The following is a 14015-nucleotide window of genomic DNA, read 5'->3' as shown; positions in this document are numbered from 1 at the left end:
GAACAGGGCACAGGGACACGGGAAAACGGATCAGAACCGAGGTGTACGCCATGGAGGCTCCGCCGGACAACGACGTGCTGTGGGCACGCTCCCTGCACTTCAAGCATCCCGACGGCTCCCCCGGCATCGCCGGCATCTCGCTGGGCGTCCGGGAGAGCGAGATCCTCGCGGTCGGCGGCCCGCGCGGCAGTGGCAAAACGACCCTGCTGCGCTGTCTGTCCGGGCAGGTCCGGGTGGACGGGGGCGAGGTGTGGTTCAACAGCTCCCCCGTGCACACCCTGGGCCCGCTGGCACGCGAGAAGCTGCGCCGCGACCGGTTCGGCTGGATCGACCCGGCCCCGGCGCTGGTGCCGGAGCTGAACGTCTGGGAGAACGCGGCGCTGCCGCTGATGCTGCGCGGGACCAGCCGCCGCCGGGCGAAGGTGGCCGCGATGGAGTGGCTGGAGCGGCTGGACGTGGGCGACAAGTCCAAGAAGCGCCCGCACGAACTGCTCCAGGCGGAGCGGCAGCGCGTCGCCATCGCCCGCGCGCTGGCCCCCGGGCCGACGGTGCTGTTCGCCGACGAGCCGACCGCGCCGCTGCACCGCGCCGACCGGGGGCACGTGCTGCGCACCCTCACCACGGCGGCCCGCTCGCACGGCATCACGGTGGTCCTCGCCACCCACGACCAGGAGACGGCGGCCCTCGCCGACCGCTCGGTCTCGCTGCTGGACGGGCGCCGGGTGAAGACCGTGCACCTCCCGGACGCCCCGGACACGGAAGGCCGGGCGGCGTGCTCGCTCTCCGTCTGACCCGCGCGGCCAGACCCGCCGTCCAGCTGCGCCGCCTGCTCGTGGCGGCCGCCTCGGCGGGCACCGGCTTCCTGCTGCTCGGCTCCCTCGGCTACGCGATGGGTCACCCCCAGACCCCGGGCGCGGCCGCGCTGCGCCTGGCCTGGTGCGTGGTGCCGCTCGCCGCGACGGTCTACCTGGCGCTCGCGGTGGCCCGTACCGACCCGGGCACCCGGCCCCGGCCGGGGCTGTCGGCGGTGGGGCTCGGGCCGGGCCGGCTGATGGTGGTCTCCGCGCTGACCACGCTGCTCGCCTGCACGCTGGGCTCCGCGGTCGCCCTGCTGTTCTTCCTGCATCTGCGCGGCGACCTGTCGGGGCTGCCACTGGACGGCAAGGGCGCCCAGTTCCTCGCGGCCGACCGGCCGCTCCCGGTACCGGCCACGCTGACCCTGCTGGCGGTGCTGCCGCTGGCGGCGTCGGGCGCGGTGGCGCTCAGCCTGCGCCCCCGGGACCCGCGCCGGCCGGCCGTGAAGGGCACGGCGTCCTTCGGCGCCCGGTGGCACGCCATCCTGCACAAGGCGGAGGCGCCCGCCTCCGCGGAAGCCCCGGTGGACACCGAGGCCGAGGGCTGGTCGGACGTGCTGACCGTCGCGCCGGCGCCCCGCGAGGCCCCGGCGGGCTTCCCCTGGGGTGTCGCCGCGCTGGCGGCGGGCCTCGCCGTGCAGGCGTACGCGAACCGGGCCGCCCCGGCGTCCGTGCTGGCGCTGCCCGTGGAGGGCTCGGCGGTGCTGGGCGGCTGGCTGCTCACCGCCCTCGGGCTGGTACTGGCCGCGCCGGGCCTCACCTACCTGTGCGGCAAGGTGCTCCAGTCGGCGCAGCCCGGCGCGCTGCGGCTGCTGGCGGGGCGGGTGCTGATGTCGGAGGCGACGCGGATCGGGCGCCCGCTGGGGGTGGTCTGCGCGGTGACGTCGGCGGCGCTCGCCACGACCGCGATGTACGACCAGCCGGCCGCCGCGTTCGGTCCGCTGTCCACCGTGGCCACCCTGGTGGTGGGCGGCTGCGCCCTGGCCACCCTGCTGACGTCGGCCATCGAGACCCGCCAGTCCCGCGCCGGCACCACGGCCGCACTGCTCCGGCTCGGCGCCCCGGCCACCATGCTGCGGGGCTCGGCCGCACTGCGGGCCGCCGCGCTGATCGCCCTGTTCGTACCGCTCACCCTGCTGATCGCCTACCTGTCGGCGCTGCCGCCGACGAAGTGACGGGGACGAGTTCACGGGCCGCCGATGAGTTTTCCGGCGGCCCGTCGTCTATACCGGCGAACGCTTGTCGCACACCTATCGCAGGGGACAGAACATGTACCAGCAGATGATCTTCGTGAACCTGGCCACCGCCGACGTGCCCGCCACCCGGAAGTTCTACAGCGACCTGGGATACGGCATCAACGAGCAGTTCAGCACGGACGAAGTGGTCAGCGTGATGATCAGCGACACCATCGTGGCGATGTTCCTGGCGCCCTCGCACTACTCCCAGTTCACCCAGAAGACGATCGTGGACTCCCGCACCTCCAGCGAGACCCTGCTCTGCCTGAGCGCCGAGAGCCGGGAGAAGGTCGACGAGCTGGTGGAGAAGGCCATCGCGGCGGGCGGCACCTCGCACGGCCAGACCCAGGACCACGGCTTCATGTACGGCCGCGCCTTCGACGACCTCGACGGCCACACCTGGGAGATCATGTGGATGGACCCGGCCGCCGTCCAGGGGTGAACATGCCGGCATGACACCGGGCCGGAGTTGCCCGGCCTACTGGACGGTGTGTGCGCCCACCTCTTGACCGAGGTGGGCAACGATCTCGTGGTGGACCATATGCGCTCAGCGAGCCGTGGCGGCCGGCCGACTGCCTGGCCGTGCTGCGCCCCGAGGACGTCCTCTTCGTCGGCGTCCGCTGCCCGCTGGACGAGCTGGAGCGGCGCGAGCGGGCGCGCGGTGACCGGGAGGCCGGCCTCGCCTCCCTGCAGTACGACCTCGTGCACGCCCACGGCGACTACGACCTGGAGTGCGACACGAGCACCGCCTCCCCGCGCGCCTGCGCCGAGCGCATCCGGGACTTCCTCCCGCACCGGCCCACCCCGACCGCCTTCAGCCGGCTGCGGGCCCGGTACTCCATCGAGGGGTGAAGGGGCCCGGCACTAGCATGTGCGGATGCCTCCGATACCCGCCCGGCCCGAAGAGGTCGCCCCGGACCATGAGATCGAGTCGCTGGCGGAGTTCGACGCCGTCGTCGCCGCGCACGGGACACTCGCCCGGTTCCGCGTACAGGCAGTCGACCTGACCGGCCGTACGGAAGGCCTGCTGCGGCTGGACACCGAGGGCGCCGTCTTCCTCGGCTGCCCGATGGACGCCGAGGCGGCCGCCGAGGTCGCCGCCCGTGGTGCCCTGGTGTTCCCGCCGGTACCGGGCCTGCCCTTCGACCCGTACCGCGGATTCACGTACACACCCGAGGAGTTGTTCGCCTCGCTGGCCGACGGGTACGAGGCGACGCCGGACGCGCTGGCGTACGCGTGGTTCCAGCGGACCAAGTCCGACGGCGACATCCTCGCCTCGATGCTGCGGGCCATCCACGACGACTCCGTCTCCGACGCGCTGGACGAACTCCTCATCGGCGCAAGGGTGGTGGGCGTCATGGGCGGCCACGCGATGGCCCGTGGCACCGAGGAGTACGCGGGCGCGGCCCGGCTCGGCCGCGAACTGGCCCGCGCCGGCTTCACGGTGGCGACGGGCGGTGGTCCGGGCGCGATGGAGGCGGCCAACCTCGGCGCGTACGCGGCGCCGTTCGAGGACGGCATGCTGACCGAGGCGCTGCGGATTCTGGCCAAGGCGTCCTCGTTCACCCCGTCCGTGACGGACTGGGCACATGCCGCCTTCGAGGTCCGCGAACGCTGGCCGGACGGGGGCGAGTCGGTGGGCATCCCGACCTGGTTCTACGGGCACGAGCCGCCCAACGCGTTCGCCTCCCACCTCGGCAAGTACTTCGCCAACGCCACGCGCGAGGACGGCCTGCTGGCCCGCTCCAACGCCGGGGTGGTGTTCCTGCCGGGCGCGGCCGGGACCGTACAGGAGATCTTCGACAACGCCACGCCCAACTACTACGGCTCGCGCGGCAATCCGACGCCCATGGTGCTGGTGGACGAGGAGCACTGGACCGAGAAGCTCCCCACCTGGCCCCTGCTGCGCGCGTTGGCACGGGAACGGCCGATGGAGTCCCGTATCGCCCTGGTTGGCCGGATCGAGCTGGCTTCCGACGCGTTGAAACGTCTCGCTGAGCAATAAGAAGGTAAAGTCAACGCCCGTTGACCGCCTACGCATTGACATGTTTATGACGCGCTTATAAACCTGTGTGTCTTGTGGGGATGCTGGGGCTCCGCTCCGTCCGCCGCTCCAACTCCCCGCCTGCCCCCCGCAGTTCTGCACTCAGCAAAGGACATGACTTGTCCATATCCCGCCGTAACGCGCGCCGCTCCGTGCGCATCCTGGGCCTGGCCTCCGCGTCGGCCGCCCTGGTCCTCGGTGTCTCCGGCCAGGCGCTCGCGTGCAACATCAGCGAGTTCAAGGCCGAGGCCACGTGCAAGGGTGAGAAGGGCCAGATCACCGTCACCGACCGCGACTTCTCCGGCCAGAAGGCCACCGTCTCGGTGTTCCTGGAGAACAACGGCGCCGACGAGAAGAAGATCGGCGAGCAGGTGGTGACCGGCACCAAGGAAGGCGCCACGATCGTCTTCGACGAGGACTGGGCGCCCGGCGCGGTCTACCGCGTCAACGTCAACGTGCCCCGCTTCATCGACAACAAGAGCATCACGCCCAACGTGATCGCCCCGGCCACGGCGTGCAAGAAGGAGGAGTCCCCCTCCCCCACGCCGCCCGCCTCCGAGTCCCCGGCGCCGTCCGCCTCCGCGTCGACGCCCGCCGAGGACAGCGCCACCCCGTCCGCGAGCGAGAGCAGCAGCGCGGCCGCCCCGGTCTCCGAGGCGCCGAGCAACGCCCCCTCCGCGGCGATCGGTGACTCCAACCTCGCCGAGACCGGTGCGAACTCCAACACCGGCCTGATCGCCGGTGTCGCCGGTGCGCTCGTCGTGGTCGGCGGTGGCGCGGTGTACTTCGGCATGCGCCGTCGTGGCGCGAAGAGCGGCAGCTGACGCTCTTCGGATTCGTCCCCGACAGCGGCCCGTCCCCGTTTCGCACGGGGGCGGGCCGCTGTCTTTTCGCAGGTCAGCCGAGCACTACGGTCTCCGCCGCGTCGAACTCCACGCCGGTCGCGTCGCCGGTCTCCGGTGCCTCGCGCAGCGGGCAGGCGGCCTCCAGATGCGGGCCGCCGTCGCGAGGCTGGAGCCGGAGCGCCACATGGGTGCCCTTGAAGGTGCGGGCGGTCACCCTGCAGGCGAGGCCCTCCCCGGCGGCCACGAGCCGGACCCCGGCGGGCCGCACCAGCAGCTCCACGGCACCCTGCGGCGACCCCTCGGGCACGGGCAGCTTGCCCCACGGGGTGTCGGCGGCCACCCCGGTCACGCTCGCCGGGACCACGTTCTCGAAGCCGAGGAACCGGGCCACGAAGGCGTCGGCCGGCCTGCGCCACACCTCCAGCGGGGTCCCGGACTGCGCGATCCGCCCGTCCCGCATCACCACCACCCGGTCGGCCAGCGCGAACGCCTCGCCCTGGTCGTGGGTGACGGCCAGCACGGTGGTGCCCAACCGGCTGAAGAGTTCGCGGAGTTCGACCACCAGCCGCTCCCGCAGCGAGCGGTCCAGCTGTCCGAGCGGCTCGTCCAGCATCAGCAGCCTCGGCCGGGGCGCGAGCGCCCGCGCGAGGGCCACCCGCTGCTGCTCCCCGCCGGAAAGTCCGGCCACCGCCCGCCGGGCCGCCCCGGGCAGCCCGACCAGCTCCAGCAACTCCCTTACCTGGAGCTCCCGTTCACCCTTCGGCATGCCGTGCATGCGGAGTCCGAAGGCGACGTTGCCGCCCACGTCCCGCTGCGGGAAGAGCTGATGGTCCTGGAACATCAGCCCGACCCCGCGCCGGTGCGCGGGCACGCCCGCCTGGTCGCGGCCGTCAAGCAACACCCGCCCCCCGTCCAGGGGTTGGAGTCCCGCCACGCTGCGCAGCAGGGTCGACTTGCCGCTTCCGCTGGGCCCGAGCACGCACACCACCTCGTGCTCGGCGACCCCGAGGTCCACCGTGTCCAGCACCGGCCGCCCGCCGAGACGGACGGTCGCCTCCTCAAGGCTCAGCAGCATCAGAACTCCCCCGTCCGGTCGGTGCGCAGCCGCTCCAGCACGAGCAGCGCGGCCGCGCAGACCACCATGAGAATCGTCGAAAGGGCCATCGCCTGGCCGTAGTTCAGCTCTCCGGGCCGGCTCAGCAGCCGGGCCACCGCGACCGGCAGCGTGGGGTTGTCGGGCCGGGCGATGAACACGGTCGCCCCGAACTCACCGAGCGACACCGCGAACGCGAACCCGGCCGCGATCAGCAACGCCCGTCGCACCAGCGGGAGATCGACCTCCCGCCACACCCGCCAGGGCGACGCCCCGAGCACGGCCGCCGCCTCCCTGAGCCGTCCGTCCACCGCCCGCAGCACCGGCAGCATGGTCCGTACGACGAAGGGCGCGCCGACCAGCGCCTGGGCGAGCGGGACCAGGAACCAGGACTGGCGCAGGTCCAGCGGGGGCTCGTCCAGCGCGATCAGGAAGCCGAAGCCGACCGTCACGGCGGAGACACCGAGCGGCAGCATCAGCAGCGCGTCGAACCCGCGCATCAGCCGGCCCGCGTCCCGGCGGGCCAGCGCGGCGGCGGCCAGGGCGCCGACCACCAGGGCGATACCGGTGGCGGCGACCGCGTACTCCAGCGAGGTCCACACCGCGTTGAGCGGCGCCACCAGGAACGTACCGCCGTCGGCGTCCGTCAGTGCCCGGTAGTAGCCGAGGCCGGGGGCGTCCAGCGAGCGGCGGACCAGCACGCCGAGCGGCAGCACCAGGAGGACGGCGATGGTGGCGAGCACCCCGCCGAGCACCGCCCACTGGCCGGCGCCGCGCGGCCGGCGGGCGGTGACGGAGGCGTCGACCAGGCGCAGCGCGGTCTCCCGCCGCCGTACGGTCCAGGCGTGCACGGCGAGGATCGCGCCGACCGCGGCGAACTGGACCAGGGTGAGGACGGCGGCCGTGGTGAGGTCGAAGACCTCGGAGGTCTGGCGGTAGATCTCCACCTCCAGGGTGGAGAAGGTGGGCCCGCCGAGGATCTGGACCACGCCGAAGGAGGTGAAGGTGAACAGGAAGACCATCAGCGCGGCGGCGGCCACGGCGGGCGCCAGCGCGGGCAGGGTCACCTGGCGCCAGGCGCGCAGCGGGGAGGCGCCGAGCATCCGGGCGGCCTCCTCCTGGCGGGGGTCGAGCTGCCCCCAGAGCCCGCCGACGGTGCGGACGACGACGGCGTAGTTGAAGAAGACGTGCGCGATCAGGATCGCCCACACCGTGGTGTCCAGCCGGACGCCCCACAGCTCGTCCAGCAGTCCGCCGTGGCCGACCAGGGCGAGGAACGCGGTGCCGACGACCACCGTGGGCAGCACGAACGGCACGGTGACCACGGCCCGCAGCACCTGTTTGCCGGGGAACTCCAGCCGGGCGAAGACCCAGGCGGCCGGCAGCGCGATCACCAGCGTGAGCGCGGTGGAGGCGAGCGCCTGCCAGGTGGTGAACCACAGCACGTGCCGGATGTCGGAGCGGCCCAGCACCTCGGCGAACCGGCCGAGGTGCCAGGTGCCGTCGGCCTTGAGCCCGCGCGCCGTGATCGCGGCGACGGGCCACGCGAAGAACAGCGCGAAGAACGCGACGGGCAGGGCCATGAGCCCGAGCCGCGCCACGCTCCCGCGGCCGCGCCGGCCGGCTGCGGCTGCTTCCGTCACTTCAGTACGAGCGACGTCCACGAGCTGACCCACTGGTCGCGGTTGGCGGCGATCTTCTCGGGCGCCATGGTCTGCGGGTCCTTCACGGCGGGCCCGTACTCGGTGAACTCGGCGGGGACCTTCGCGTCCTTGATCACCGGGTACACGAACATGTTCAGCGGCATGTCCTGCTGGAACTGCTTCGACAGCAGGAAGTCGAGGAACGCCTTGCCGCCCTTGGGGTTCTTCGCGTGGTTCAGCAGGCCGGCGAACTCGACCTGCCGGAAGCAGGTGCCGTCCGAGACGCCGGTCGGGGCGGTCTTCGGCTTCTTCTTGGCGTAGATCACCTCGGCGGGCGGCGAGGAGGCGTACGACACGACGAGCGGCCGGTCACCGCCCGCCTTCCTGCCCTCGGAGGAGCCGGAGAACTCCTGGTAGTACGCCTGCTCCCAGCCGTCGACGACCTTGACGCCGTTGGCCTTCAGCTTCTTCCAGTACCCCTCCCAGCCCTTGTCGCCGTATTGCGCGGCGCTGCCCAGCAGGAAGCCGAGGCCGGGTGAGGAGGTGGCGGCGTTCTCGGTGACCAGGAGGTTCTTGTACTTCGGGTCCGCGAGGTCGGCGAAGGTGCGCGGCGGCTTCAGCTTGTGCTCGGTGAAGTACGCCTTGTCGTAGTTGACGCAGATGTCGCCGTGGTCGACCGGGGTGACGCGGTGCTTGTCCGCGTCCAGCTGGAAGGCGGGGTCGACCTGGCCGAGGCCCTTGGCGGCGTACGGCTGGAAGAGGCCGTTGTCGAGGGCGCGGGAGAGCAGGGTGTTGTCGACGCCGAAGAAGACGTCGCCCTGGGGGTTGTCCTTGGTGAGGACCGCCTTGTTGACGGCCTGCCCGGCGTCGCCGTCCTTGAGGACGCGCACCTTGTAGCCGGACTGCTTCTCGAAGTCCGCGATCACGTTCTTGGACGCGGCCCACGAGTCGTGGCTGACGAGGGTCACGGTCCTGGTGTCCGCGCTCCCCTTGGTGTCGGTGGACCCGCACGCGGAGAGCGTGAGCAGGCCGAGGCCGACCGACGCGGCCACGAAGGTCTTGGTGTGCACTGGTGGTCCTCCTGGGTGGGCCAGGAAGAGACGCGGCCCTGCCCGGACTCCGCGCGGGAGGCCGGGCAGGGCGCAACAGCTTGAGTGATGACCGAACTTCCTACCCAGAATGACCTGGGCGAGGTTCAGAGGGTCTGCGGCCTGGTTGCCGCACTCTCAGCGCTGTGGCGCTCCCCTGTCGGAATATGCAGATGTATGACTGGTATGACGTTGTACTGACCGGCCCAGGTTACCGCTCGGTGGCCGCGAGCTGGCCACACGCCCCGTCGATCTCCTGACCGCGGGTGTCCCGGACGGTCACCGGCACGCCGTGCGCGGCGATGGCCTCCACGAACGCCTTCTCGTCCTCGGGCCGGGAGGCGGTCCACTTGGAGCCGGGGGTGGGGTTGAGCGGGATCAGGTTGACGTGCACGGGCCTGCCCTTGAGCATCCGGCCGAGCCGGTCGCCGCGCCACGCCTGGTCGTTGATGTCCCGGATGAGCGCGTACTCGATGGACAGCCGGCGGCCGGACTTCTCCGCGTACTCGAACCCGGCGTCCAGCACCTCGCGCACCTTCCACCGCGTGTTCACGGGGACGAGGGTGTCGCGCAGCTCGTCGTCGGGGGCGTGCAGGGAGATCGCCAGCCGGCACTTGAAGCCCTCGTCGGCGAAGCGGTGGATGGCGGGGACGAGGCCGACCGTCGACACGGTGATGCCGCGCTGGGACAGCCCGAGGCCGTCGGGGGCGGGGTCGGTGAGGGCCCGGATGGCGCCGACCACGCGCTTGTAGTTGGCGAGCGGCTCGCCCATGCCCATGAAGACGATGTTGGAGAGCCGCGCGGGCCCGCCGGGGACCTCGCCGTCCCTCAGCGCGCGCATACCGTCCACGATCTGGTGCACGATCTCGGCGGTGGACAGGTTCCGGTCGAGCCCGGCCTGCCCGGTCGCGCAGAACGGGCAGTTCATCCCGCACCCGGCCTGGCTGCTGATGCACATGGTGACCCGGTCCGGGTACCGCATCAGCACCGACTCCACGAGCGTGCCGTCGAACAGCTTCCACAGCGTCTTACGGGTGGTGCCCTGGTCCGTGGCCAGATGCCGGACCACCGACATCAGCTCCGGGAACAGCGCCTCCTGGAGCTTGGCGCGCGAACCGGCGGGGATGTCGGTCCACTCCTCCGGGTCGTGCGCGAACCGCGCGAAGTAGTGCTGCGACAGCTGCTTGGCACGAAACGGCTTCTCCCCCGCCTCCGCGACAGCGTCCTTCCGCTCAGCGGGCGAAAGATCAGCGAGATGCCGCGGCGGCTTCTTGGCTCCGCGGGGGGCAACGAAAGTAAGTTCTCCGGGCTTGGGCATGGTGGTACCAGTGTCTCAGATCGACATGGGGTGCCTTGGCCGGAGCGGGGTGGGGGTGGTCACCACACGTCGACGGACCAGAGATCGCCCCTTCTGGTGTCCGGCCGGATCTGGGTCGCCTGGGCCGTGGGGGTCGGGGTCGCGGGCGGCCGCGCCGACGCCGGCCGGACGACGCAGCGGGCCCCGCTCTCGGAGGGAGAGCGGGGCCCGGGGCCGTATACGGGCTAGGAGCCCACGAAGGCCACCAGTAGCAGCCAGACCACAGGGGCCGTCGGGAGCAAGGAGTCCAGGCGGTCCATGATTCCTCCGTGGCCGGGGAGGAGGGTGCCCATGTCCTTGATGCCGAGGTCGCGCTTGATCATGGACTCGCCGAGGTCGCCCAGCGTGGCGCTGCCCGCGACCGCGAGGCCGAGGATCAGGCCCTGCCACCAGACGCCGTCCTCGATGAGGAACTGCATGCACAGCGCGCCCGCGACCATGGCGAAGGCGACCGCGCCCATCAGGCCCTCGCGCGTCTTGCCGGGGCTGATGCGCGGAGCGAGCTTGTTCTTGCCGAAGCGCCAGCCGACCGCGTACGCGCCGGTGTCGCTGACCACGGTGAGGACCAGGAACGTCAGCACCCGCCAGGCACCGTCGTCGGCGGTGAGCATCATCGCCACGAAGGTCGCCAGGAACGGCACGTAGAACGCGGCGAAGACGCCGGCCGTGACGTCCTTGAGGTAGCCCTCCGGCGGCTGCGTCATCCGCCAGACCAGCACCGCCAGCGCGGTCAGCGCCATGGCGACCCAGGCACCCTCGGCACCGCGCGCGTACCCGGCGACCACCATGGCCGCACCGCCCACCGCGAGCGGCACCAGGGGTGCCCTGATCCCCTTGCGCTCCTGGAGCCTGCTGGTCAGCTCCCACAGACCGACGACCACCGCGACGGCGACCACACCGACGAACACGGCCTTGACGACGAAGAGCGAGGCGATGATGACCACGCCGAGCCCCACGCCGACGCCTATGGCCGCGCTCAGGTCACGGCCCGCGGTCTTCTTCGGCACGGGCACCGGCTGAGGGGCGTCGGGCATGGGGTCGTCGTCCTGGTCTCCGCCATACGCGGGTACGTCGGGCACGCTGGGCATGGGGCGAGTCTGCTGCGCCTCGGGCGCATCGTATGCGGGACCCGCCGTGACAGCCCCCTGGAGTGGCCCACCCGCGGTGGGCCCCCAGTACCCGGCCTGCCCCGCCTGCGGCGGCGCCCCCCAGGAAGAGTCGCTCATCAGACTTCGAGCAGCTCCGCTTCCTTGTGCTTGAGCAGCTCGTCCACCTGCGCCACGTACTTGGCGGTCAGGTCGTCGAGCTCCTTCTCGGCGCGGCGGCCCTCGTCCTCGCCGACCTCGCCGTCCTTGATCAGCTTGTCGATGGCGTCCTTGGCCTTGCGGCGCACGGAGCGGATCGAGACCTTGGCGTCCTCGGCCTTGTGCTTGGCGACCTTGATGTAGTCGCGGCGGCGCTCCTCGGTCAGCTCGGGGAACACCACACGGATGATGTTGCCGTCGTTGCTGGGGTTGACGCCCAGGTCGGAGTCCCGGATCGCCTGCTCGATGTTGCGCAGCGCGCTCTTGTCGAACGGGGTCACCACGGCCATGCGCGGCTCCGGCACGGAGAACGAGGCGAGCTGGTTGATCGGCGTCGGGGCACCGTAGTAGTCCGCCACGATCTTGTTGAACATCGCGGGGTGCGCACGGCCGGTGCGGATCGCGGCGAAGTCCTCCTTGGCGACCACGACGGCCTTCTCCATCTTCTCCTCGGCTTCGAGGAGGGTCTCTTCGATCACCACTTGCTCCTGCGTGTCTTGAGTAAGGCCCGGCCGCGATGCCCGTTCGGGCGGCGGGCCGGCTGCGTCGCGTCTGCTTCCTGCACGGTTCCCGACCGGCAGGACATTGTCCATCCCCCGGCCGGGGCGCGTCCCGTCCTTGCCCCGGACGGGTCGCGCCGGTGGCGCGGGGTCACCGGTCAGTCCCGGCTGCCCTCGTCACCCACGAGCGTGCCGATCTTCTCACCCTTGACGGCCCGCGCGATATTGCCCTCGGCCAGCAGCTCGAACACGAGGATCGGCAGGCTGTTGTCCCGGCACAGGGTGACGGCGGTGGCGTCGGCGACCTTGAGGTCGCGGGTGATGACCTCGCCGTAGCCGAGCGCGTCGAACTTGACGGCGTCGGGGTTGGTCTTGGGGTCGGCGTCGTAGACCCCGTCCACCCCGTTCTTGCCCATGAGCAGCGCCTCGGCGTCGATCTCCAGGGCGCGCTGGGCGGCGGTGGTGTCGGTGGAGAAGTACGGCATGCCCATCCCGGCACCGAAGATGACCACGCGGCCCTTCTCCAGGTGGCGCACGGCGCGCAGCGGGATGTACGGCTCGGCGACCTGGCCCATGGTGATGGCGGTCTGCACGCGGCTGTCGATGCCCTCCTTCTCCAGGAAGTCCTGGAGGGCGAGGCAGTTCATCACGGTGCCGAGCATGCCCATGTAGTCGGAGCGGGCCCGGTCCATGCCGCGCTGCTGCAGCTCCGCGCCGCGGAAGAAGTTGCCGCCGCCGATCACGACCGCGATCTCGGCGCCGTCACGCACGACGGCGGCGATCTCACGGGCGATCTTGTGCACCACGTCCGGGTCGACGCCGAGGCCACCGCCGCCGGAGAAGGCCTCTCCGGACAGCTTCAGCAGAAACCGGCCGCTTACTTTGCCGTCGTCGCTCTTCTGGGCCTTGGTGGTCATGGAGATCCCGCCTCTTTCACGTGTTGCACATACGAAGAAGGCCATTGCCGGTGGGTCGCTTCTCGCTCCCTTGCGCGGCAATGGCCTCCTCGTCAGATCTGCTGCCGTCCGCCGCACAGCCTCGGGCGGCGGTCTGCGCGGACGACTGCTGTCGACCCTATCGGGGTCGCGCGTCGATCGCGGTACGGACTCAGATGCCGACCTTGATGCGCGAGAAGCGCTTCAGGGTGACACCGGCCTCGTCCAGCACCTTCTGGACGGACTTCTTGTTGTCCAGGGCGTACGGCTGGCCGAGCACCGTGGCGTCCTTGAAGAAGCCGTTGAGGCGACCCTCGACGATCTTGGCGATCGCGGCCTCGGGCTTGCCCTCGGCGCGGGTGGTCTCCTCGGCGATGCGACGCTCGGACTCGACGACGTCGGCCGGCACGTCCTCCTTGGAGAGGTACTTCGGCGCGAACGCGGCGATGTGCTGGGCGATGCCCTTGGCGACCTCGGCGTTGGGCTTGTCCAGCTCGACGAGGACACCGATCTGCGGGGGCAGGTCGGGCATCGTGCGGTGCATGTACGCGGTGACGTAGCCGTCCGTGAACTGCGCGAAGCGGTCCAGGACGATCTTCTCGCCGAGGTTGGCGTTGGCCTCGTCCACGAACGCCTGGACGGTCTTGCCGGGCTCGATCTCGGAGGCGAGGAGCGCCTCGATGTCGGCCGGGGAGGTCTTGGCGACGTGCTCGGCGATGGCGTGGGCCACGGCCTGGAACTTGTCACCCTTGGCGACGAAGTCCGTCTCGCACTTCAGCTCGACGAGGACACCCTCGGAGTTGTCGTCGGCGATGATGGAGACCACGGCGCCGTTCTCGGCGGAGCGGCCCTCGCGCTTGGCGACGCCCTTCTGGCCCTTGATGCGCAGCGCCTCGACGGCCTTCTCGACGTTGCCCTCGGCCTCGTCCAGCGCCTTCTTGCAGTCCATCATGCCGGCGCCGGTGAGCTCACGGAGCTTCTTGACGTCGGCGGCGGTGTAGTTCGCCATGAGTCAGTGAGTCTTTCTGGAAGTCTTGGGAGATCGGAGATCCGCACGGGCCCGCGACCGGCGGGTGGCCGGGTCGCGGGCTTCGTGTCGGGCTACGGATGACAGGCG

13 protein-coding genes and 1 pseudogene are annotated in these 14015 nt (G+C 71.3%); 6 read left to right on the top strand and 8 right to left on the bottom strand.

Going from position 1 to position 14015, the window contains the following annotated elements:
• Positions 1-50: 50 nt before the first annotated feature.
• The 6 genes and pseudogenes from D0Z67_RS21240 to D0Z67_RS21215 all read left to right on the top strand — a co-directional run bounded on the left by D0Z67_RS21240 (position 51) and on the right by D0Z67_RS21215 (position 4957).
• Positions 51-791: an ABC transporter ATP-binding protein gene (locus D0Z67_RS21240; protein WP_031183714.1), complete on the top strand. Its 741-nt coding sequence runs from the start codon at positions 51-53 to the stop codon at positions 789-791.
• Entirely contained in the window at positions 773-2029 is a 1257-nt protein-coding gene (locus tag D0Z67_RS21235) for a hypothetical protein (RefSeq protein ID WP_031183713.1), read from the top strand. The genes D0Z67_RS21240 and D0Z67_RS21235 overlap by 19 nt, the downstream gene beginning before the upstream one ends.
• A gap of 94 nt (positions 2030-2123) precedes the next feature.
• The gene (locus D0Z67_RS21230; RefSeq protein WP_031183712.1) at positions 2124-2531 is read left to right on the top strand and encodes a VOC family protein; all 408 of its coding nucleotides are present in this window, start codon (positions 2124-2126) and stop codon (positions 2529-2531) included.
• Positions 2532-2594: 63 nt separating this feature from the next.
• Positions 2595-2941, top strand: a pseudogene (locus D0Z67_RS21225) (phosphotransferase-like protein); the annotation flags it as partial.
• 25 nt (positions 2942-2966) lie between these two features.
• Positions 2967-4094, top strand: a complete 1128-nt coding sequence (locus tag D0Z67_RS21220; RefSeq protein WP_031183711.1) for an LOG family protein — start codon at positions 2967-2969, stop codon at positions 4092-4094.
• Positions 4095-4252: 158 nt separating this feature from the next.
• Positions 4253-4957, top strand: coding sequence for an LAETG motif-containing sortase-dependent surface protein (locus tag D0Z67_RS21215; protein WP_031183710.1), 705 nt, complete (start codon positions 4253-4255; stop codon positions 4955-4957).
• Positions 4958-5030: 73 nt separating this feature from the next.
• Here D0Z67_RS21215 and D0Z67_RS21210 read toward each other — a convergent pair whose 3' ends face one another.
• The 8 genes from D0Z67_RS21210 to tsf all read right to left on the bottom strand — a co-directional run bounded on the left by D0Z67_RS21210 (position 5031) and on the right by tsf (position 13907).
• Positions 5031-6053 carry an ABC transporter ATP-binding protein gene (locus D0Z67_RS21210; protein WP_031183709.1) on the bottom strand — a complete coding sequence of 341 codons (1023 nt, stop codon included), beginning with the start codon at positions 6051-6053 and terminating at the stop codon, positions 5031-5033.
• Positions 6053-7654 (bottom strand): ABC transporter permease, encoded by a 1602-nt coding sequence (locus D0Z67_RS21205; protein ID WP_031183708.1) that lies wholly within the window; start codon positions 7652-7654, stop codon positions 6053-6055. The genes D0Z67_RS21210 and D0Z67_RS21205 overlap by 1 nt, the downstream gene beginning before the upstream one ends.
• Before the next feature lie 56 nt (positions 7655-7710).
• Entirely contained in the window at positions 7711-8784 is a 1074-nt protein-coding gene (locus D0Z67_RS21200; RefSeq protein ID WP_031183707.1) for a thiamine ABC transporter substrate-binding protein, read from the bottom strand.
• A 229-nt stretch (positions 8785-9013) separates the two neighbouring features.
• The gene (rlmN, locus tag D0Z67_RS21195; RefSeq protein ID WP_031183706.1) at positions 9014-10120 is read right to left on the bottom strand and encodes a dual-specificity RNA methyltransferase RlmN; all 1107 of its coding nucleotides are present in this window, start codon (positions 10118-10120) and stop codon (positions 9014-9016) included.
• A 224-nt stretch (positions 10121-10344) separates the two neighbouring features.
• Positions 10345-11385, bottom strand: coding sequence for a phosphatidate cytidylyltransferase (locus D0Z67_RS21190; protein WP_078873667.1), 1041 nt, complete (start codon positions 11383-11385; stop codon positions 10345-10347).
• Positions 11385-11942 carry a ribosome recycling factor gene (gene frr / locus D0Z67_RS21185; RefSeq protein ID WP_026248385.1) on the bottom strand — a complete coding sequence of 186 codons (558 nt, stop codon included), beginning with the start codon at positions 11940-11942 and terminating at the stop codon, positions 11385-11387. Before frr ends, D0Z67_RS21190 begins: the two co-directional genes overlap by 1 nt.
• A 179-nt stretch (positions 11943-12121) precedes the next feature.
• Entirely contained in the window at positions 12122-12880 is a 759-nt protein-coding gene (gene pyrH, locus D0Z67_RS21180) for a UMP kinase (protein ID WP_031183704.1), read from the bottom strand.
• Between the two features lie 190 nt (positions 12881-13070).
• A complete protein-coding gene (gene tsf, locus D0Z67_RS21175; protein ID WP_031183703.1) occupies positions 13071-13907 on the bottom strand; it encodes a translation elongation factor Ts in 837 nt (278 codons plus the stop codon).
• Between the last annotated feature and the right edge of the window lie 108 nt (positions 13908-14015).

It is taken from the genome of Streptomyces seoulensis (genome assembly GCF_004328625.1).
In the GTDB taxonomy this organism is placed as follows: domain Bacteria; phylum Actinomycetota; class Actinomycetes; order Streptomycetales; family Streptomycetaceae; genus Streptomyces; species Streptomyces seoulensis.
Note: the sequence above shows the minus strand (reverse complement) of the source record. Positions and strands in the feature narration are given on the sequence as shown.